Source organism: Leclercia sp. UBA1284 (assembly GCF_002308415.1).
Lineage (GTDB): Bacteria > Pseudomonadota > Gammaproteobacteria > Enterobacterales > Enterobacteriaceae > Enterobacter > Enterobacter pneumoniae.
This window is the reverse complement of record NZ_DBUS01000006.1, coordinates 1,001,430-1,022,225: the sequence shown is the minus strand read 5'-3', so window position 1 is coordinate 1,022,225 and position 20,796 is coordinate 1,001,430. Positions and strand designations below refer to the sequence as shown.

Genomic DNA, 20,796 nt, shown 5'->3' with positions numbered 1-20,796 from the left:
ATCCGATCCTCTCGCGCTTTTTTGGTAAAAACGCTTGCCGAGTCAGATCTTTTGTTGATAATGATTATCATTGTTACATTGATTGCTATTTTGAAAACACTATGTCACGTATGGATAACACTGCAGCAACGCTTTCTCGTCCTGAAGACAAAACACAGCCTGCGCCCGATGCAGCCGATCGTCGTATCAGCAGTAAAACGCTGCTGGGCGATGAAGGCCGCGTCATTATCGAGCATGACGGCCAGCAGTATCTGCTGCGTCAAACCCATGCCGGAAAATTAATCCTGACAAAATAAAAAACCTCGCCAGCCACCCAGGTCATCCCCAGGCAGCCAGCGCTTTCATATCCTTATGGAGAGTTGCTATGCCATACCTGCATTCCGCGTCTTTGCGCCCGTCGCTGCTGGCGCTGGCGATTTTCAGTACCCTACCCGGCGCCGCTTTTGCTGCTGCGGAGGAGATGACCGTCACCGCCACGGGCAACGCCCGGAGCACCTTTGAAGCCCCGATGATGGTGAGCGTTATCGATGCCACCGCCCCAGAAAATCAGACCGCCAGCTCTGCCGCCGATTTGCTGCGCCAGGTACCGGGGATAACCCTCGACGGTAGTGGTCGCACTAACGGCCAGGACGTGAACCTGCGCGGTTACGATCGTCGTGGCGTACTGATCCTGGTAGATGGGGTGCGCCAGGGGACCGATACCGGTCATCTCAACAGCACTTTTCTCGATCCCGCCCTTATTAAGCGCATCGAAGTGGTGCGTGGCCCCTCCGCCCTGCTGTACGGCAGCGGCGCACTGGGGGGCGTGATTGCTTACGATACGGTGAATGCCAGCGATCTGCTGGAGGCTGGGAAAAACAGCGGATATCGTGTATTCGGCACCGCCGCCACCGGGGATCATAGCCTGGGCATGGGCGCCAGCGCCTTTGGCCGTACCGACACCCTCGACGGCCTCCTCTCCTGGTCCAGCCGTGACCGGGGCGATATTCGTCAGAGCGACGGCGATACCGCGCCCAACGATGAATCCATCAATAACATGCTGGCAAAAGGGAACTGGAAAATTGACAGCGCTCAGACCCTGAGCGGAATGCTGCGTTACTACAATAATGCCGCGCAGGAGCCAAAAAACCCGCAAACGCCAGGCGAAGTGGATAGCAGCAACCCCATGACTGACCGTTCTACTATTCAGCGTGACGCCCAGCTTGGCTATAAGATTGCGCCGGCGGGTAACGACTGGCTGAATGCAGATGCCAAAGTGTACTGGTCAGAAGCCCGCATCAACGCGCAAAACCTCGATGACACCGGCGAATTCCGCAAACAGACCACCAAAGGCGGGAAAGTGGAAAACCGCTCCCGCCTGTTCAGCGACTCCTTCGCCTCTCATTTACTGACTTACGGCGGCGAGTATTACCGTCAGGAGCAGAACGCATCTGGCGCTGCGACAGGCTTCCCGGATGCGAAAATCGACTTCAGCTCAGGCTGGTTGCAGGATGAGATCACCCTGCGCGATCTGCCGGTCACCCTTCTTGGCGGTACCCGCTATGACAACTATCGCGGAAGTAGCGACGGCTATGAAGATGTGGATGCGCATAAGTGGTCATCCCGTGCCGGGTTAACCGTTAGCCCAACCGACTGGCTGATGCTGTTTGGCTCGTATGCCCAGGCCTTCCGCGCCCCAACCATGGGTGAGATGTATAACGATGAGAAACACTTCTCCATCGGCAGTTTCTACACCAACTACTGGGTACCAAACCCGAATCTGCGACCAGAAACCAACGAAACGCAGGAGTATGGTTTTGGTCTGCGCTTTGACAATCTCTGGCTTGGCAACGATGCGCTGGAGTTCAAAGCCAGCTACTTTGATACCAACGCCAAAGACTACATCTCGACCACCGTCGATTTTGCCGCTGCGACCACCATGTCCTACAACGTGCCGAATGCCAAAATCTGGGGCTGGGACGTGATGGCAAAATATTCCGCCGACCTGTTTAGCCTCGACATGGCCTATAACCGCACTCGCGGCAAAGATACCGACACCGGGGAGTACATCTCCAGCATCAACCCGGACACTGTCACCAGTAAACTGAACATACCGGTGGCCCAGAGCGGCTTCTCCGTCGGCTGGATCGGTACCTTTGCCGACCGTTCAACCCACGTTAGCAGCAGCTACAGTAAGCAGCCTGGCTACGCGGTAAATGACTTCTACGTCAGCTACGAAGGTCAGGCGCAGTTGAAAGGTGTCACCACCACGCTGGTGCTGGGCAACGCCTTCGACAAAGAGTACTGGTCACCGCAGGGCATCCCGCAGGATGGCCGTAACGGTAAGATCTTCGTAAGTTATCAATGGTAATCCCCTTGCCCCGGTTCGCCGGGGTCTTTATTCGGAAGGAAGAGACAATGAATGACTACACACGCTGGCTTGCGCTAAAAGAAGAACATCCGGGTAAATATGCTCGCGACATCGCAGGCATGATGAGTATCAGCGAAGCAGAACTCACCTCTGCGCGCGTGGGGCATGATGCCTGGCGTCTGCAGGGCGAGATCCGCGAGATCCTCGGCGCGCTGGAGGCCGTGGGAGAAACAAAGTGCATTTGCCGTAATGAATATGCGGTACACGAGCAGGTAGGTGCCTTCAGCAATCAGCATCTTAAGGGTCACGCCGGGCTGGTGCTGAATCCGCGGGCCCTGGATCTGCGCCTGTTCCTCGGCCAGTGGGCCAGCGCCTTCCATATTAGCGAGGTCAACGCCCGGGGCGCGCGTCAGAGCATCCAGTTTTTTGACCATCAGGGCGATGCGCTATTGAAGGTTTACACCACCGACAAGACCGACGTTGCCGCCTGGGGCGATCTGCTCACGCGCTTTATCTCTGCCGACAATCCGCCGCTGACGCTCAAACCGGCCGACGCCGTCACCTACGCCGAAGGGGCAGATGCCGCTACCCTGGATAAAGAATGGCACGCCATGACCGATGTGCATCAGTTCTTTGGTCTGTTGAAACGCCATAACCTGAGCCGCCAGCAGGCCTTCCGCCTGGTGAGTGACGATCTGGCCTGCCGGGTGGATAACAGCGCCCTGAGCAGACTGCTGGAGACCACCCGTCAGGATGGCAATGAAATTATGGTTTTTGTCGGCAATCGTGGCTGCGTGCAGATTTTCACGGGTGCGGTCGAAAAAGTGGTGCCGATGAAAGGCTGGCTAAATATCTTCAACCCGACTTTCACCCTCCATCTGCTGGAAGAGACCATCGCAGAAACCTGGGTGACCCGTAAACCCACCGCCGACGGTCACGTCACCAGCCTTGAGCTCTTTGCGGCCGATGGGACGCAAATCGCCCAGCTTTATGGCCAGCGCACCGAAGGGGAGCCAGAGCAGCCCCAGTGGCGGACTCAGATCGACACCCTGCTGCCTAAGGGGCTGGCCGCATGAAAAGACTGTTGGTCCTGATCGCCGCCTTGCCGCTGACGGTTTTTGCCGCCACTCCGCAAAAAATCGTCGCCCTCGGGGGCGACGTTACCGAGATCGTCTATGCCCTGGGTGCGCAGTCGTCGCTGGTAGCGCGAGACAGTACCAGCCTGTGGCCCGCCGAGGCGAAATCATTGCCGGACGTGGGCTATCTGCGTCAGCTCAATGCCGAAGGGATCCTCGCCATGCGTCCGACGCTGGTGCTGGCCAGCGATCAGGCGCAACCCTCTCTGGCCCTGAAGCAGGTTGAACAAAGCCGCGTCGCGGTGGTCACGGTGCCAGGGAGTCCTGACCTGAGCGCGATCGATGAGAAAGTGCGGATTGTGGCTAAGGCGACGCACCGGGAAGCTGAAGGCGAGGTTCTGCGCAACAGGCTGCGCGCGCAGCTGGCTGCGCTGCCTGACTCTTCGCTCCACAAGCGTGTCCTTTTCATACTGAATCATGGGGGAATGACCGCGATGGCCGCAGGCCAGCAAACCGCTGCCGATGCGGCGATCCGTGCCGCCGGATTGCAAAATGCGATGCAGGGATTTACCCGCTATCAGCCCCTTTCGCAAGAAGGGGTGATCGCCAGCCAACCCGATCTGGTAGTGATCTCGCAGGACGGCGTGAAAGCGCTGGGCGGCGAGGATAACCTGTGGACGTTACCCGGCCTGGCACAAACCCCGGCCGGGCGTCATAAACAGCTTCTGGTTATTGACGATATGGCGCTGCTTGGCTTTAGCATTCGCACGCCGCAGGCCATCCAGCAGCTGCGTACCAAAGCCGGGCAACTCCCCTGATGTCCCGTAAAATCACGCTCTCGCTATGGTTACTGGCCCTTTCGCTGGCCCTCGCGACCCTGCTTGCTACCGGTTTTGGCGCGTTGCGTCTGCCGGTAAGTCTCTTCTGGAGCAGGGGTGACGATGCTCTGCGCCAGATTTGGTTTACCATCCGTTTGCCCCGCGTGTTGCTGGCGCTGGTGATTGGCGGCTCGCTGGCGTTGGCAGGCTGCGTGATGCAGGGGTTGTTTCGTAACCCCCTCGCCGATCCAGGCCTGCTGGGGATCAGTAGCGGTGCGGCGTTAGCTGTGGCTTTATGGGTGGTCTTACCGCTCTCTTTACCCGCGCTATTGATGCTCTACGCGCCAATGCTGGCAGCGTTTGTCGGCGCACTGGCGGCAACCGGAGTGATCTTTATCCTGAGCCAGCAGCGCGACAGTTCGCTGTCTCGCTTGCTGCTGGTGGGGATCGCGATCAATGCCCTGTGCGGTGCCGCAGTGGGCGTATTGTCGTGGGTCAGTAACGATGCCCAGCTACGCCAACTCTCGCTATGGGGCATGGGTAGCCTGGGTCAGGCCCAGTGGTCAACGCTACTGGCGATCACTTCCCTGATGATCCCCACGGTATTAATTATCTGTCGGTTGGCGTCGGCGCTTAACGTGCTGCAGCTGGGCGATGAAGAAGCACACTACCTCGGCATTGAGGTGCGGATGGTGCAGCGGATTTTACTGCTCTGCAGCGCCCTGCTGGTGGCTGCTGCCGTGGCGGTAAGCGGCGTGATTGGCTTTATCGGGCTGGTGGTTCCCCATCTGTTGCGCATGTGGCTGGGTTCCGATCATCGGGCGGTGATCCCAGGCTCCGTGCTGGCGGGAGCATTGCTGCTGTTGATCGCCGATACGGCCGCCCGTACGCTGGTGGCGCCTGCGGAGATGCCGGTTGGCCTGCTGACCAGCCTCCTCGGCGCCCCCTGGTTCCTGTGGCTGATCTTCCGCCGGGGAGGGCACCATGGCTGAGACGTTTGTCGCACAAAACCTGACTTATCGCGTGGCGGATCGGACGGTGATCCGCAACATCTCTCTCACTCTGATACCGGGCGAACTGGTGGCGCTGATTGGCCCCAACGGAGCGGGGAAATCGACGTTATTACGGCTGCTGACCGGCTACCTGAAGCCCGAGGCCGGGCAGTGCAAACTCGAGGGTAAAGACCTGGCACACTGGAGCGCACCGGCCCTTTCGCGTACCCGGGCGGTGATGCGCCAGCTCACCCAGCCTGGTTTTGACTGGCCGGTTGAAGCGGTCATCGCCATGGGGCGTACCCCCTGGGGCTTAACGCCGGACAGATCGATAATCACCCAGGTCATGCAGCTGACCGGCTGCCTGCCGCTGGCCGGGCGTTCTTATTCGGCGCTCTCCGGCGGTGAGCAGCAGCGGGTGCAACTCGCCCGTGCGCTGGCGCAGCTCTGGCGCAACGGGGCGCCCCGAGGCTGGCTGTTTCTGGATGAACCTACCTCAGCGCTGGATCTTTACCACCAGCAACACATACTGCGTTTATTGAAGCGTTTGACAGAGCACGGGCATCTGCATGTGTGCGTTGTCCTGCACGATCTCAACCTCGCCGCGCTGTGGGCAGATCGTGTGCTGTTGCTGCACAACGGCGATCTCGTTGCCGGGGGAACAGCGCAGCATGTTTTACAAGCTGATACCCTCACCCGCTGGTATGGCGCTGAGATCCACGTTGGTACACATCCTGCCAGCGCCACACCGCAGGTTTTTCTTGCCCCTTAGCTTGAGCAACTCACTTCCAGCCGCTTGCCCCAGTCCGGTGGGCGGCTGACGTAGTCATCATCCCGTTCGGCAAACGGCGTACGAAGCGCCTCATGTAGACGATGGAGTTCGGCATAATCCCCCTGCTCTGCCTGCTCGATAGCGCGCTGTGCCAGCCAGTTACGCAGTATCATTGCCGGGTTGACGGCGTTCATTTGCGTCTGTCGGGCAGCATCGTCCGCATCTTCCAGCTGTAAGCGCTCGCGGTAGAGGGCGAACCACTGGTCGAAGGCCTGGCGGTCAATAAATTCATCCCGCAGCGGGGACGCCCCGCTCTGGCGCTCCGTCTGGCCCAGCATGCGGAAGGTTCGCGTATAGTCACTGCCCTCTTTTGCCATCAGCGTAAACAGCCCGTTCAGGAGGGTGTTATCACCCTTCTCCTGACGCATCAGCCCCAGTTTGCGGCGCATCAGTTTACCGTACTGCTGCAGCAACACCTCCTGATACTCATCGAGCGCATCATTGAGGGCATCCACGTCGATAAACGGCGATAACGACTGGGCCAGCCGTTGCAGGTTCCATAATCCCACGGACGGCTGGTTATCGAAGCTATAGCGTCCCTGATAATCGGAGTGGTTACAGATAAAACCGGGCTGGTAATCATCCAGAAAACCGTACGGGCCATAATCAAAAGTCAGACCCAGTATCGACATGTTATCGGTATTCATTACCCCGTGCGCAAAACCGATCGTCTGCCAGCAGGCCATTAGCGAGGCGGTGCGGGCGACAACATCACGGAACCAGAGCCGATACTTATCGGCATCGTTCTGCAGATGGGGCCAGTGATGGGCAATAACGAAATCCGCCAGCTGTCGCACTTTTTCTGGCTCACGGCGATAGTAGAAATGTTCAAAATGACCGAAACGCACATGGCTTTGGGCTATACGCATCAGCATCGCACCCTGCTCCACCGATTCACGTGATACCGGGGTATCGCTGGTGACGATCGATAAAGCACGGCTGGTGGGCACGCCCAGCGCGTGCATCGCCTCGGAAGCGAGGGCTTCCCGGATGGTTGAGCGCAACACGGCTCGGCCATCCCCCATGCGGGAGTAAGGCGTCAGGCCAGCCCCTTTCAGGTGCCAGTCGACCGTCTGGCCATTCGCAAGCTGCTGTTCGCCCAGCAGGATGCCACGACCATCGCCGAGTTGTCCGGCCCAGACGCCAAACTGGTGGCCGCTATAGACCTGTGCCAGCGGCTTCATGCCCGGGAGCAGCGTTTCGCCTCCCCAGACGCCAGCCCCTTCGGCTGGGGTAAACAGTGATGCAGGGATACCCAGTTCGTCCGCCAGGGCGGCGTTATGCCAGACCAGACGAGCATTACTGAGCGGCGTGGGTTTCAGCGCGGTGTAAAAACCTGGCAGTTCATCATGCCAGTGAGAAGTAAAAGACAGGGTCATAGATCCTCCTGCCTTTAGTGTAGTGCGTTTATCCGGTGTTAAACACGGGGTAACCTAAGGGTTATCCTGCACCAGGGAGGTGATGTTTTCTACAGATACCGGGGGCCACAGACTCCCCTGCATGGCGCTAAAGCCAAAACCCGACAGACGCTGCAAGGTCTCTTTGTCATCCACTCCAGCCACCATCACCGACTGACAATAAGGTGAAACCTGCATCATGATGGCCCGGATAAAGGGTTCAAACGTTCGATCAGTTAAATGTTGTTGAATGAAGTTTTTATCCAGCACCACGCGATTAAACAATCCATCGAAAATGGCTTTGGTGGAGGCATCACCCGCACCAAAATTGGCTAATACCAGCGGAAAGCGAAGCGCGAAGTTCATCAAACTGGTATTTTCTTTTCCTTTATTAAGTTCAGGATAATTCTCATTAACAGTAAACTCGAGTGACGGGTAACGTTCACAAATTGCAATACCATTACCTTCGCTAATTAACCAGGTTACGACCGTAGGGGTAATATTTATCCATGCGGTCAGCTGATGTTGAATAAAAAAGAGTTTACAGCTATCGAGCAGTAACAACTTTTCCTGAAACAGCTCAATCTCTTGCCTGGCCGTGAGATACGGCATAACCAGTTCAGTCGGCATACGTACATTTGTAGCCACGCCAACAAAGTTGACGATTATTTCGATTCCGATTAGCGCCCCTGAATCATTGCGGGCTGGCACTATTAACAGCTCAGACTGATAAGCGTTATCCAGCGTAATTATCATTTTCCCGCCCCGTACTTATGACGCTATGTGTCATCCTGAAACATATAGATATGTAATTCAATATCATGGATTTTAATAGGAAGAATTTCATTAGTTCCGTTATAATTTTAGGAGTTTCCTTAGACTCGAAATAATCTTATCCTGGATATCCATTAATAGCCAGTTTTTGATAAGCAACGCATTTACGGCTAATTATTACAACAGAAAATAACGTCGTTGAAAGAATATTGCGGGACTTTTAAAGCGAGAGCGCCTTGCGGCGCCACCCATTTATATACGTCTGGCCTGCCAGAAATTTTTACGCCAGTAGACATTATCCAGCGACGAGCGCATCACGCCGCGGCTGGTAGAAGCGTGAATAAACTGGTTGTCGGTATCATAAATACCGACGTGAAGCCCACTCTCGCCCGACCCGGTTTTGAAAAAAACCAGATCCCCTGGTAGGAGGTCATCTTTATTAATTTCGGTGCCTATTTCAGCCTGTTTACGCGTCTCCCGGGGGAGTTGCAAATCAAACTTGTCGCGGAAGGTCATTAACACAAAGCCCGAGCAGTCCACCCCGCCACGACTCATCCCGCCATAGCGGTAAGGTGTGCCGCGCCAGTTCTGCAACTGATCGTTTAGGTTAGCAATGACCGTGATCGAGTCAGAGAGGCGCGCGTTTGGCGGTGGCGCACGATGGCTACTGCACCCGGCCAGAAATAGCGCCACCACAAGGGGAAACCAGAATCGCATTCCAGACGAATCCTCTGCTTTTTTTGTTCTTTCCGTAATTTAGCCTGTCTTAGCGCTACGGCGCAACCTGCGCTTATTCCTGTCCGGTGGAAATGATCATTCTGTGACCTTCGATATCCAGCCGGCGGAATGGCATCCCGTAGGCGCGGGCAAGATTAGGCGGGGTTAAAACCTTGTCTCGCGCGCCGCTGGCGAGCAACTCGCCGCGCTTTAATAGCCATACGCGGTGGGCATGCCGCAACGTATGATTAAGATCGTGGCTGCTCATCACAATGGCGATCCCCTGCTGCGATAGCGCGCTGAGCGCTCTGTCGAGCGCTACCTGCTGCGCAACATCAAGGCTGGTCATTGGCTCATCCAGCAGCAGTAACTGGCCGTGTGGGTTACCTGACGGATGAATTTGCAGGATCACTGCAGCCAGGCGCACTCGCTGCCACTCGCCGCCGGAGAGCTGATTGACATTGCGGGTGAGCTTATCCTTAACGCCCAGCGCGTCCGCAACTTCCAGCAGTAACGACTCCTGGGCTTTATCGTGCTGATGCAGCATCAAATAGTGCCAGACCGGCATGGCAAACGGCGGGGTTTGCTGCTGAACCAGCCAGGCGCGTCGAGTGGCAAGCGAGGCTGGCGACCAGTCGGCCAGCGGTTTACCCTGAAAATGGATCTCCCCTGCACCGTCTGACAACCCTGACATCCGGCTCAGCAAGGTGCTTTTACCGGCGCCGTTCGGCCCCACAAGGTGAATAATCTCCCCTGCGTTGACCTGCACATCGATCGGCCCTAGCCTGTTCGCCACCGCAACGCCGTTGAGCTGCATCAGCGCCGTCATTAGCTGGCCAGTGCCTTCTCAATAGCGGCAGTGACTTGCGGATCGTCTGGCGTCATATCCGGTGAAAAGCGCTGAATGACCTGTCCGTCGCGGCCAATGAGGAATTTCTCGAAGTTCCAGAGAATATCGTCCGGATAGAGCGGCGCGCGACCTTTACTTGCCATTCGCTCGTAAAAACCGCTGCCCTCTGGAGCGACGGCCGCAGGAGCCGCAGCGATAAGCTTCTGGTAGAGAGGATGACGCTGTTCTCCGTTAACCTCTACCTTACTAAACATCGGGAAAGTCACGCCATAAGTCGTGCTGCAGAAGGTCTTGATCTCTTCTTCGCTGCCTGGCTCCTGTCCCAGAAACTGATTGCACGGGAAGCCGAGTACGGTGAAGCCCTCTTGTTCTTTGCTCTTTTGCAGCGCTTCCAGCTGTTCATACTGCGGCGTGAGGCCACATTTTGATGCCACGTTCACCACCAGCAAAACGTTACCTTTATAGCTTTCCAGGGTGGTCTTTTCCCCATCGATGGTCGTCACTTGAGTATGCAAAATATCTGTCGACATAGTTTTACCTCAGGTTGTGTTTCAGGTTGGCGGCGATTAACGTCCGGCCTTTAAGAGTAGCCAGATAAACACCGGTGCGCCCAATGTCGCGGTCACGACACCGATGGGCAGTTCTGCAGCATTCAGCGCCAGCCTGGCGATGATATCGGCCAGCAGCAATATGGCCCCCCCGGCCGCCGCCGCGGCAGGCAGCAACAGACGATGATCGGTGATACCGGCTAAGCGCAGCATGTGTGGAATGACAAGACCAATAAATCCGATGGCACCCGCCAGCGCCACGCTGACGCCCACCATCCATCCGATAGCCATCACCAGCGTGTTACGCCAGAAGGTCAGCGGCAGGCCGAGCTGGCGCGCGGAGGTCTCTCCCAGCACTAACATATTCAGCGGCGAGGCTTGCAGGCACGCCCAGAGAATCACAGGTATCAGCAGTAGCATCAACCAGCCTTGACTCCAGTCGACACCACCAAAGCCCCCCATCATCCAGTACATTAGCTGGCGAAGGTCAAACGAGGTGGAGAAATAGACCGCCCAGGTCATGAGCGCGCTACAGATAATGCCCAGCGCCACGCCTGCCAACAACAGACGACTGGAGGAGAGATGTTTGCGGGCGAAGCGCAGCAGGATAGTGGTAATGATCAGCGCGCCGAGAATGGCGTAGAGGCTTAGCGCCGTCCCCGAGAGCGCCCCGCCCCCCAGCATGACTGCCGCAATCAGACCCACACCGGCACCGTTTGAGACGCCCAACAGACCGGGCTCGGCGAGGGGATTATCAAACAGCGCCTGCATAATGGTGCCGCTCAGGGCCAGGGCCGCCCCCACCAACACCACCGCCAGGGTACGCGGAAGCCGTATTTGCCAGATGTAAAGACGCGCGTCATCACTAAACCAGGCCTGCGGCGAAATCCACTGCTCACCCGCACACAGGCTAAACCCCAGTGCCGCCACCAGCGCCACTATCAGCAACAGTAATTTTCGCAGATCGGCGCGGTATTGATGACGGGCGAATTCGGGCATGGGTATCATTATGCGTATGAATGAGGTGATTGATTTTACGGTGGGTTTACAACAGCGCAAAGAAAAAAGGCCGCAAAAGCGGCCTTTTTAGTTAGTTCATATCACTCTGCTTTTGGCGAAGCGTTTTCGACACGGCTTTTTAACTTCTGTCCGGGTCTGAAGGTCACCACGCGGCGGGCTGTAATGGGAATATCTTCCCCCGTCTTCGGGTTACGGCCCGGACGTTGGTTTTTGTCTCGCAAATCAAAATTGCCAAAGCCGGAGAGTTTTACCTGCTCACCATTTTCCAGAGCACGACGGATCTCTTCGAAAAACAGCTCTACCAGCTCTTTAGCATCCCGTTTGCTAAGCCCAAGCTTATCAAACAGATATTCTGACATTTCAGCTTTTGTAAGCGCCATAGGTTCAATCCCTCAATGATGCCTGGAATCGCTCTTTTAATGCCTCTACACATTTGGCAACGGTAGCGGCAATCTCCTCTTCTTCGAGTGTACGGCCGGTATCCTGAAGGATCAGGCTGATAGCCAGGCTCTTAAAGCCCTCTGCTACGCCCTTGCCGCGGTACACGTCAAATAAGTTTACGCCAACTACCTGATTTACGCCAACTTTCTTACATTCGGCCAAAATATCTGCGGCAGGCACGTTTTCGGCCACCACAACAGCGATATCACGACGGTTCGCCGGGAAGCGAGAAACGTCCTGAGCCTGAGGAATAACGCGGTCTGCAACCTTGTTCCACTCCAGCTCAAACGCCAGCGTGCGGCCATTCAGGTCCAGTTTACGCTCAAGCTCCGGATGGATAACGCCAATGACACCAACGCGTTCTCCCTGCAGATAAATTGCCGCACACTGGCCCGGATGCAGGGCTGGAATAGCTTCAGCACGGAACTCAATTTCGGATAATTTACCGGTCAGATCGAGCACGGACTCGAGGTCACCTTTCAAATCGTAGAAATCAACGCTGTTTTTCGTCAGATCCCAGTGCTCTTCGTAGCGGTTGCCGCAAATGGCGCCGGCCAGCATCAGATCCTGACGGATACCGAGATCAGCCTGGGTATCCGGTACAAAACGCAGGCCGGTTTCAAAGATACGCACGCGGCTCTGCTGACGGTTCTGGTTATAAACGATGGTGCTCAGCAGACCGGTCAGCAATGACAAGCGCATTGCAGACATTTCACTGGAGATCGGGCTTGGCAAAATCAGCGCTTCTTCACATGGATGAACCAGCTGCTGCACTTTCGGATCGACAAAGCTGTAGGTGATGACTTCCTGGTAGCCTTTGTCGTTAAGCATGGTTTTCACACGCTTCAGGGACAGGCCAGCTTCGCGGTGCGAGCCCATGACCAGACCCGCCTGAACAGGGGCGTCAGGAATGTTGTTGTAGCCATAGACGCGGGCAACTTCCTCAACCAGATCCTCTTCGATCTCCATATCGAAACGCCAGCCTGGGGCAACAGCCTGCCACTGATCCTGACCTTCGGTCACTTCGCAGCCCAGACGGCGCAGAATGTCACCTACCTGCGCATCGGCAATGTGGTGACCAATCAGGCGATCCAGCTTGCTGCGGCGCAGCGTAATGGTTGCACGCTTCGGCAGGGTCGCTTCGTGAGTGACATCGATAACCGGGCCCGCTTCGCCGCCGCAGATATCGAGCAGCAAGCGTGTCGCACGCTCCATCGCTTTATACTGCAGTGCAGGATCCACGCCGCGCTCGTAGCGGTGAGACGCATCGGTGTGCAGGCCGTGACGACGTGCACGACCGGTGATGGAGAGCGGACTGAAGAACGCACACTCCAGCAGCACGTTCTGCGTTTCATCATTAACCCCAGAGTGCTCCCCACCAAAGATGCCGCCCATGGCCAGCGCTTTGTTATGGTCAGCAATTACCAGCGTATCGGCATTCAGTTTGGCTTCGGTGCCGTCCAGCAGAACCAGGGTTTCGCCCTCTTTCGCCATACGCACCACGATGCCGCCTTCGATACGATCTTTATCGAACGCGTGCATCGGCTGACCCAGCTCCAGCAGAACGTAGTTAGTGACGTCAACGACGGCATCGATAGAGCGAATGCCGCAACGACGAAGCTTCTCTTTCATCCACAGCGGAGTTGGCGCTTTCACGTTGATGCCTTTGACCACACGCCCCAGGTAGCGCGGACAGGCGTCTGCAGCTTCAACCTGGATAGGCAGCGTGTCGCTGATGGTCGCTTCAACAGGCACGATTTCTGGTACGTTCAGCTCGGTCTGATTCAGCACGGCGACGTCACGTGCCACACCGATAATACCTAAGCAATCCGCACGGTTTGGCGTAACGCTAATTTCGATGGTGTTGTCATCGAGTTTCAGGTACTCACGAATGTCGGTACCGACAGGCGCATCGGCTGGCAATTCGATAATACCGTTATGATCGTCGGAAATACCCAGCTCAGAGAAGGAGCAGAGCATGCCTTCGGAAGGCTCGCCGCGCAGTTTTGCGGCTTTAATTTTGAAGTCACCCGGCAGTACGGCGCCGATAGTCGCCACCGCAACTTTCAGCCCCTGGCGACAGTTAGGTGCGCCGCAGACGATATCCAGCAGGCGTTCGCCGCCTACGTTGATCTTGGTAACACGCAATTTATCGGCGTTAGGGTGCTGACCGCACTCCACCACTTCGCCCACTACCACGCCGTTGAAAGCGCCCGCAACCGGCTCAACGCCGTCCACTTCCAGGCCAGCCATGGTGATCTGGTTAGAAAGCGCTTCGCTGTCGAGAGAGGTATTCACCCATTCGCGTAGCCACAGTTCACTGAATTTCATTGTTCTGTCCTGCCCTTATTTAAACTGTTTGAGGAAACGCAGATCGTTTTCGAAGAAAGCGCGTAGGTCGGTTACGCCGTAACGCAGCATGGTCAGTCGCTCCATACCCATGCCGAACGCAAAGCCGGAGTAAACTTCCGGATCGATGCCCACGTTGCGCAGTACATTCGGATGCACCATACCGCAGCCCAGCACTTCCAGCCATTTGCCGTTTTTACCCATCACATCCACTTCAGCAGAGGGTTCGGTGAACGGGAAGTAAGACGGACGGAAACGCACCTGCAGATCCTCTTCAAAGAAGTTATTCAGGAACTCGTGCAGCGTGCCCTTCAGATTGGTGAAGCTGATGTTCTTATCAACAATCAGACCTTCCATCTGGTGGAACATCGGGGTGTGAGTCTGGTCGTAATCGTTACGGTAAACACGGCCCGGCGCGATGATGCGAATCGGTGGTTGCTGGTTTTTCATGGTGCGAATCTGTACGCCAGAGGTCTGGGTACGCAGCAGACGGGTCGCATCAAACCAGAAGGTGTCGTGGTCGGCACGTGCCGGGTGGTGACCCGGAATGTTCAGGGCATCGAAGTTATGGTAGTCATCTTCAATTTCCGGCCCGGTGGCGACGGTAAAGCCCAGTTCACCGAAGAAACTTTCAATACGGTCAATGGTGCGGGTAACCGGGTGCAGACCACCGTTCTCAACGCGGCGACCCGGCAGGGAGACGTCGATGGTCTCTGCAGCGAGACGGGCGTTCAGCGCGGCATTTTCTAATTCGGCTTTACGCGCATTCAGAACTTGCTGGACCTGCTCTTTGGCTTCGTTAATCACTGCGCCTGCAGCTGGACGCTCTTCCGGCGGCAGCTCACGCAGGGTGGTCATCTGAAGAGTCAGATGCCCTTTCTTGCCCAGGTATTCGACGCGGACGTTGTCTAACGCGGCAACATCTGAGGCCTGGTTAATGGCAGCCGTTGCACTGGCAACCAGCTCTGCGAGATGTGACATGGTTTTCCTCATTATGTCGGTGCAGACACCGATTTGGTGGACTTAATCTCTCGAATTTAGACACAAAAAAAGCCTCCATCGGGAGGCTTAATTGGCGCTGTTTTTCGTTTCATCTTTCACGCGCTAGCCTCCTGAATTCAGGTGCTAAAGTAAAAGAAGAAGCGGAAAATAGCAGCATTCATGCTTGCGTTACCTTGTGTGGAAAAACCGTTAAGCGCTTATTGAAAAGCCTGCACGGATAAATGTCAATGTTCTGATAAGGTTATACCCCAAATAATTCACGTTGTAACAAGGCGGCAAGAGAGAGAATCCTCAGGCCCTTACATCAGTGACTGAAGTGAACGAACGCAGCCAATGCAGGTACAGCTTGAAGTATGACGGGTATATGAAAAGAGGGAGCAAAGCCCCCTCTTTCAACTGGCTTATGCCAGAGCTGCTTTCGCTTTTTCGACCAGAGCGGTGAACGCTACTTTGTCGAATACTGCGATGTCAGCCAGGATCTTACGGTCGATTTCAACAGAGGCTTTTTTCAGGCCGTTGATGAATTTGCTGTAAGAAATACCGTTCTGACGTGCTGCTGCGTTGATACGCGCAATCCACAGTTGACGGAACTGACGCTTACGCTGACGACGGTCACGGTAAGCGTACTGACCTGCTTTGATAACAGCCTGGAAGGCAACGCGGTAAACGCGTGAACGCGCACCGTAGTAGCCTTTAGCTTGTTTCAAAATTTTCTTGTGACGTGCACGTGCAATTACACCACGTTTTACGCGAGCCATATGTGCTCTCCTGTATCTATATTCTTAGTAAAAAAATTAAACGTTAACGGCTTATGCGTACGGCAGGCACGCGATAACCAGACCCAGATCGCCTTTAGAAACAAGGCCTTTTGGACGCAGGTGACGTTTACGCTTAGTAGATTTTTTGGTCAGAATATGACGCAGGTTTGCGTGCTTACGCTTAAATCCACCACCACCGGTTTTTTTGAAGCGCTTAGCAGCACCGCGTACGGTCTTAATTTTTGGCATCTTAATAACTTCCACTTCGCATTGTTAAATAAACGAAACATAGGCGAGCAAAACCTATGAGGCCCGAAGGCTCCACAGATTTTGCTGCTTGAAGGCCTTACTGTTTCTTCTTAGGAGCGAGCACCATGATCATCTGGCGGCCTTCGATCTTCGTAGGGAAGGATTCGACTACTGCCAGTTCACTCAGATCTTCACGGACGCGGTTAAGCACTTCCATACCGATCTGTTGGTGGGCCATCTCACGACCGCGGAAACGCAGTGTGATCTTGGCCTTATCGCCATCTTCCAGAAAGCGAATCAGGCTGCGGAGTTTTACCTGATAATCGCCATCGTCGGTACCAGGACGGAATTTGATTTCCTTAACCTGGATAACTTTTTGCTTCTTCTTCTGTTCCTTAGAAGACTTACTCTTTTCATAAAGGAACTTGCCGTAGTCCATGATACGACAAACTGGCGGTTCGGCGTTAGGGCTGATTTCAACTAAATCTACTCCAGCTTCTTCAGCCTTTTCGATTGCTTCTCTCAGACTCACAATCCCCAGCTGCTCGCCTTCCAGACCTGTTAAGCGAACTTCCTGGGCGCGAATCTCGCCATTGATACGATTCGGACGTGCCGTTTGAACTCGTTTTCCGCCTTTAATACCTTATTCCTCCAGTTGTTGAAGACTGCGGCTGCGAATCTCTTGTTGCAGCTTCTCAATCACTTCACTTACGTCCAGGCTCCCCAGGTCTTTACCACGGCGGGTGCGAACGGCAACTTTGCCTGCTTCCACCTCTTTATCACCACAGACCAACATATAAGGGACACGACGTAAAGTGTGCTCGCGGATTTTAAAGCCAATCTTCTCATTTCTCAAGTCCGCTTTTACGCGAATGCCCGCATTTTGTAGTTTCTGCGTCAATTCTTTAACGTAATCGGCCTGAGAATCAGTAATGTTCATGACCACGACCTGCACTGGCGCCAGCCAGGTTGGGAAGAAGCCAGCAAACTCTTCGGTCAGAATGCCGATGAAGCGCTCCAGAGAACCGAGGATTGCACGGTGAATCATAACCGGTACCTGACGCTCGTTGTCTTCGCCAACATAAGAGGCGCTTAAACGCTGCGGCAGGGAGAAGTCCAGCTGTACTGTTCCGCACTGCCATGCGCGATCGAGGCAGTCATACAGGGTAAATTCAATTTTAGGACCGTAGAAGGCGCCCTCACCCAGCTGGTATTCGAACGGGATACCGTTCTCTTCCAGCGCCACGGCGAGGTCCGCTTCCGCGCGATCCCAGGTCTCATCGCTACCGATACGTTTTTCCGGACGCGTTGAGAGTTTGACGACGATCTTCTCGAAGCCAAAGGTGCTATACATATCGTAGACCATACGAATACAGGCGTTAACTTCATCACGAACCTGATCTTCGGTACAGAAGATATGCGCATCATCCTGGGTAAAGCCACGTACACGCATCAGACCATGCAGCGCACCTGATGGCTCGTTACGGTGACAACTACCGAACTCAGCCATACGCAGCGGCAGGTCACGGTAGGATTTTAGACCCTGGTTGAAGATTTGCACGTGACCCGGGCAGTTCATCGGCTTGATGCAGTATTCACGGTTCTCGGAAGAGGTAGTGAACATCGCATCTTTGTAGTTTTCCCAGTGGCCGGTTTTTTCCCACAGCACGCGGTCCATCATGAACGGGCCTTTCACTTCCTGGTACTGGTACTCTTTCAGCTTGGAGCGTACGAAGGTTTCCAGTTCGCGGAAGATGGTCCAGCCATCGTTGTGCCAGAACACCATGCCCGGTGCTTCTTCCTGCATGTGGTACAGGTCAAGCTGCTTACCGATTTTACGGTGGTCACGTTTTGCGGCCTCTTCCAGGCGCTGCAGGTAGGCATTCAGGGCTTTTTTGTCTGCCCAGGCCGTACCATAGATACGCTGCAACATTTTGTTGTTGCTATCGCCACGCCAGTAAGCGCCGGCGATTTTCATCAGCTTAAAGTGATGACAGAAGCGCATATTCGGCACGTGCGGTCCACGGCACATGTCGACGTATTCTTCATGATGGTACAAGCCAGGCTTGTCATCATGGGCGATGTTCTCGTCAAGAATAGAGACTTTATAGCTCTCGCCACGCTTCACGAAGGTTTCACGCGCTTCATGCCAGCTTACTTTCTTCTTGATGACATCGTAGTTGGTTTCAGCGAGCTCGTGCATACGCTTTTCGAGCGCGTCGATATCTTCCTGGGTCAGGGTGTGGTCAAGATCAACGTCATAATAGAAGCCGTTGTCGATAACCGGGCCAATCGCCATTTTGGTGTTGGGCCACAGCTGTTTGATGGCATGACCTAACAAATGCGCACAGGAGTGACGAATGATCTCCAGACCTTCTTCGTCTTTCGCAGTAATGATGGAGAGCTGCGCATCGTTTTCAATGAGATCGGAAGCATCAACCAGTTCGCCGTTCACGCGGCCGGCAATGGTGGCTTTCGCCAGACCTGGACCGATGTTCAGGGCGACATCCATTGGGCTTACAGCGTGGTCGAAATGGCGTTGGCTACCATCAGGAAGAGTAATAACAGGCATTTTATGTCCTTATTCGCAGTGATGCCCCACACATAAGAGCATATGCAAAGAGAATAATTTTACAGTTAACAGTGGATTACCGAACCATCTGACCAACAATCGTCAAATTGGCTTGTCATCCCGCACAAGATCGAAGGGTGTGGTTTCCCCTTTCGATCAGCATGCCGATGGTAACACTAACAAAAGAGTGAAAACACCCTCCCCGGAGAATGAGTCACTGGTACTTTTGTCTGAGATTCAAAGCGGGAACAGGCAAGGCGCAATTGCTGAGCTATCCTTGTACTGGTCCGTTAACAGATAATGGGGCGTCGTATGAATGTATCCAGTCGAACCGTGGTTATCCTGAACATTCTCTCCGCAGCGGGTGTGGTACTGATCCTGGCGAATAAATTTCACTGGTTTTAAGACATAACCTCTGCCGCGTTTTTCCCGAGCGAGTGGGTGGAAGCATCGTCAGGCGAAGTTTGATAAACTTCGTCGGGATTCGAACAGGGATGGAAACTATGCCAACGAAACGCTTTTCAAAAAAACACTGGAAAATGGTGCTGATACTTATCGCAATATGCGCTGCGATGTTGTTATTACGTTGGGCTGCGATGATTTGGGGATAATCCCCTCGTTTCGGGCAAGCGATCTTTACTTATATTTGCACTCTGTGCGCAGAACTAAAATTCAATTTTAAATATTTTAGCCATTAATGCGAAAAATAAAAAAACCGGTACGACAAGATCCGGTTTTTTTTACTCGGCACGACGATGTAAAATCAACGGCCAGCCATTATTAGCATGTGTCAGGACCATTCACCCGCAACCAGAGTATGCACATCAAAGGCTTTGTCCATGGACTGCCCTGTGGACTGTGAACCCGGCGCGATGTTTGAACCTGCTTCAACGTCGGAAGCTTGAGTAATACCAATTTGGCTATTCATGTTACTGGCAGAGTCATAAACGGCATCGGCGGCAAGTACGCCGAATGAAAGTGCAGAAAGCACAGTCACTGCAGCCGCAGTTGTAATTTTATTCATAATAGATATCTCACACAGAATTAATACAGAACAACTTAATAGGCTTTATATTGCCTGTGTTCACAGTGTAGATCTGGATCACACTTTTGCCTAGTCAAAATATTTATCAATTCGTGTCAAATAAACTGACAAAGCTCAGTCAAAGGAATGATGGAGGAAATATGGAGATATCAGCTACGCTAATATTTTAAAACGGCGTTTGTTATTTCCTGGCACAGAATTAAAAACGGGCCAAAATTAATTGGCCCGCCATTATTACATCTTGTAGCCCAGTGAAAGCGTGGTTCTGCGGTCAGTATGCTCTGGCGCAGACGACGGCGGCTCGGAGTTCCAGGTCACGTTGTAAGCGACTTTCAAACCGAAATGCTCGTTAATGGCAACGTTAAGCGCCGTTTCTGAGTTTGCGGTAGTATCCTCTGCACCAAAGACAGAAACACCCTGGGTAAATTTGGTGGTGTCTGTCATCTGCCAGGCGTAAGTCCCGGACGCATAACCCAGCGGCTGAGTTTCACTATCGCCGTCGGTATATTTGTCGTAACGTACGCCCGGACCAAATTCAAAACGGAAGCTGTGAACCGGGCCACTCAGGAACTGACGACCGTAACCGACGGTCCCCACATCGCGCTCCTTATAGCCGTTGTAGCGGTCGGTCAGCCAGCTTGCCTGGCCAAACAGGTAATCCACATCAGTCAAATTGTAACGGCTACGTCCGCCCACCGCATATTTCTCGGAAGAGCGCTCATCGTTAGAAGAGGTGTTGCTGGCATTCCCCCACAGTGACCATGCGGTCGTATTACCGTACCAGGTCAGTGTGCTGTCAGCCGTCAGAGATGAGCTTTTCGTGTTACCGGATTGCGCCAGATAACCTGCGTTAAGGTTGCCTTCAAAAGGTTTCTGCGCAGTGGAGGGATCATCCATGACAGTAAAAACGGAATCATCGGCAGCTGCATACTGAGATACAAACATGCCCCCCGCTAACATCATCGCAGCGGGTACTGTCTTTAAGAGCTTCATTTATAAAGAGTCC

Annotated in this window: 24 protein-coding genes and 1 other annotated feature; of the genes, 8 read left to right on the top strand and 16 right to left on the bottom strand. The window is 54.4% G+C overall.

The window, feature by feature from the left end; all coding sequences use genetic code 11:
- The first annotated feature begins 101 nt into the window (after positions 1 to 101).
- The 6 genes from hemP (at position 102) to B3511_RS08150 (ending at position 6,008) form a co-directional block, all read left to right on the top strand.
- Complete coding sequence (gene hemP / locus B3511_RS08175; RefSeq protein WP_040075988.1) at positions 102 to 296, top strand: hemin uptake protein HemP; 195 nt, start codon at positions 102 to 104, stop codon at positions 294 to 296.
- Between the two features lie 68 nt (positions 297 to 364).
- On the top strand, positions 365 to 2,350 hold the full coding sequence (locus B3511_RS08170; RefSeq protein ID WP_286781064.1) for a TonB-dependent hemoglobin/transferrin/lactoferrin family receptor: 1,986 nt from the start codon (positions 365 to 367) through the stop codon (positions 2,348 to 2,350).
- A 47-nt stretch (positions 2,351 to 2,397) separates the two neighbouring features.
- Entirely contained in the window at positions 2,398 to 3,426 is a 1,029-nt protein-coding gene (locus tag B3511_RS08165) for a hemin-degrading factor (protein ID WP_286781063.1), read from the top strand.
- A complete protein-coding gene (locus B3511_RS08160; protein ID WP_286781062.1) occupies positions 3,423 to 4,244 on the top strand; it encodes a heme/hemin ABC transporter substrate-binding protein in 822 nt (273 codons plus the stop codon). Before B3511_RS08165 ends, B3511_RS08160 begins: the two co-directional genes overlap by 4 nt.
- Entirely contained in the window at positions 4,244 to 5,236 is a 993-nt protein-coding gene (locus B3511_RS08155) for a FecCD family ABC transporter permease (protein ID WP_263616724.1), read from the top strand. The genes B3511_RS08160 and B3511_RS08155 overlap by 1 nt, the downstream gene beginning before the upstream one ends.
- The gene (locus tag B3511_RS08150; RefSeq protein ID WP_286781061.1) at positions 5,229 to 6,008 is read left to right on the top strand and encodes a heme ABC transporter ATP-binding protein; all 780 of its coding nucleotides are present in this window, start codon (positions 5,229 to 5,231) and stop codon (positions 6,006 to 6,008) included. The genes B3511_RS08155 and B3511_RS08150 overlap by 8 nt, the downstream gene beginning before the upstream one ends.
- Here the strand turns inward: B3511_RS08150 and selO are convergent.
- The 14 genes from selO to thrS form a co-directional block, all read right to left on the bottom strand.
- On the bottom strand, positions 6,005 to 7,447 hold the full coding sequence (selO, locus tag B3511_RS08145; protein ID WP_286781060.1) for a protein adenylyltransferase SelO: 1,443 nt from the start codon (positions 7,445 to 7,447) through the stop codon (positions 6,005 to 6,007). The two genes, B3511_RS08150 and selO, sit on opposite strands and share 4 nt — an antisense overlap.
- A 54-nt stretch (positions 7,448 to 7,501) precedes the next feature.
- Complete coding sequence (locus B3511_RS08140) at positions 7,502 to 8,221, bottom strand: EAL domain-containing protein (protein WP_286781059.1); 720 nt, start codon at positions 8,219 to 8,221, stop codon at positions 7,502 to 7,504.
- A 270-nt stretch (positions 8,222 to 8,491) separates the two neighbouring features.
- Positions 8,492 to 8,956, bottom strand: coding sequence for a C40 family peptidase (locus B3511_RS08135; protein ID WP_040075998.1), 465 nt, complete (start codon positions 8,954 to 8,956; stop codon positions 8,492 to 8,494).
- Positions 8,957 to 9,029: 73 nt separating this feature from the next.
- Positions 9,030 to 9,785 carry a vitamin B12 ABC transporter ATP-binding protein BtuD gene (btuD, locus tag B3511_RS08130; RefSeq protein WP_286781058.1) on the bottom strand — a complete coding sequence of 252 codons (756 nt, stop codon included), beginning with the start codon at positions 9,783 to 9,785 and terminating at the stop codon, positions 9,030 to 9,032.
- Positions 9,785 to 10,336 (bottom strand): glutathione peroxidase, encoded by a 552-nt coding sequence (locus B3511_RS08125; protein ID WP_286781057.1) that lies wholly within the window; start codon positions 10,334 to 10,336, stop codon positions 9,785 to 9,787. Before B3511_RS08125 ends, btuD begins: the two co-directional genes overlap by 1 nt.
- Before the next feature lie 36 nt (positions 10,337 to 10,372).
- A complete protein-coding gene (gene btuC / locus B3511_RS08120) occupies positions 10,373 to 11,353 on the bottom strand; it encodes a vitamin B12 ABC transporter permease BtuC (RefSeq protein WP_286781056.1) in 981 nt (326 codons plus the stop codon).
- A gap of 101 nt (positions 11,354 to 11,454) precedes the next feature.
- A complete protein-coding gene (ihfA, locus tag B3511_RS08115) occupies positions 11,455 to 11,754 on the bottom strand; it encodes an integration host factor subunit alpha (protein WP_006820203.1) in 300 nt (99 codons plus the stop codon).
- 4 nt (positions 11,755 to 11,758) lie between these two features.
- Positions 11,759 to 14,146: a phenylalanine--tRNA ligase subunit beta gene (gene pheT / locus B3511_RS08110; protein ID WP_286781055.1), complete on the bottom strand. Its 2,388-nt coding sequence runs from the start codon at positions 14,144 to 14,146 to the stop codon at positions 11,759 to 11,761.
- Between the two features lie 15 nt (positions 14,147 to 14,161).
- Complete coding sequence (pheS, locus tag B3511_RS08105; RefSeq protein WP_207293586.1) at positions 14,162 to 15,145, bottom strand: phenylalanine--tRNA ligase subunit alpha; 984 nt, start codon at positions 15,143 to 15,145, stop codon at positions 14,162 to 14,164.
- A 62-nt stretch (positions 15,146 to 15,207) separates the two neighbouring features.
- Positions 15,208 to 15,332: a sequence feature (Phe leader region), on the bottom strand.
- A complete protein-coding gene (gene pheM, locus B3511_RS08100) occupies positions 15,283 to 15,327 on the bottom strand; it encodes a pheST operon leader peptide PheM (RefSeq protein WP_001386830.1) in 45 nt (14 codons plus the stop codon). Its footprint overlaps the feature before it by 45 nt.
- Positions 15,333 to 15,567: 235 nt before the next feature.
- Positions 15,568 to 15,924 (bottom strand): 50S ribosomal protein L20, encoded by a 357-nt coding sequence (gene rplT, locus B3511_RS08095; RefSeq protein WP_000124850.1) that lies wholly within the window; start codon positions 15,922 to 15,924, stop codon positions 15,568 to 15,570.
- Positions 15,925 to 15,975: 51 nt separating this feature from the next.
- Positions 15,976 to 16,173, bottom strand: coding sequence for a 50S ribosomal protein L35 (gene rpmI / locus B3511_RS08090; protein ID WP_003030583.1), 198 nt, complete (start codon positions 16,171 to 16,173; stop codon positions 15,976 to 15,978).
- A 97-nt stretch (positions 16,174 to 16,270) separates the two neighbouring features.
- Positions 16,271 to 16,813: a translation initiation factor IF-3 gene (gene infC, locus B3511_RS08085; RefSeq protein ID WP_059287945.1), complete on the bottom strand. Its 543-nt coding sequence runs from the start codon at positions 16,811 to 16,813 to the stop codon at positions 16,271 to 16,273.
- 3 nt (positions 16,814 to 16,816) lie between these two features.
- A complete protein-coding gene (gene thrS, locus B3511_RS08080) occupies positions 16,817 to 18,745 on the bottom strand; it encodes a threonine--tRNA ligase (protein ID WP_040076006.1) in 1,929 nt (642 codons plus the stop codon).
- A gap of 312 nt (positions 18,746 to 19,057) precedes the next feature.
- Here thrS and yncL point away from each other — a divergent pair, with 312 nt between their 5' ends.
- Entirely contained in the window at positions 19,058 to 19,150 is a 93-nt protein-coding gene (gene yncL / locus B3511_RS08075) for a stress response membrane protein YncL (protein WP_156132618.1), read from the top strand.
- 98 nt (positions 19,151 to 19,248) lie between these two features.
- Complete coding sequence (gene yniD / locus B3511_RS08070; RefSeq protein WP_154298868.1) at positions 19,249 to 19,356, top strand: small membrane protein YniD; 108 nt, start codon at positions 19,249 to 19,251, stop codon at positions 19,354 to 19,356.
- 179 nt (positions 19,357 to 19,535) lie between these two features.
- On the opposite strand, the gene B3511_RS08065 is transcribed toward yniD, so the two are convergent.
- Together B3511_RS08065 and B3511_RS08060 are read right to left on the bottom strand one after the other, a co-directional pair.
- On the bottom strand, positions 19,536 to 19,769 hold the full coding sequence (locus tag B3511_RS08065; RefSeq protein ID WP_286778106.1) for a hypothetical protein: 234 nt from the start codon (positions 19,767 to 19,769) through the stop codon (positions 19,536 to 19,538).
- Between the two features lie 255 nt (positions 19,770 to 20,024).
- Positions 20,025 to 20,783 (bottom strand): DUF481 domain-containing protein, encoded by a 759-nt coding sequence (locus tag B3511_RS08060; protein WP_212477934.1) that lies wholly within the window; start codon positions 20,781 to 20,783, stop codon positions 20,025 to 20,027.
- Positions 20,784 to 20,796 lie beyond the last annotated feature (13 nt).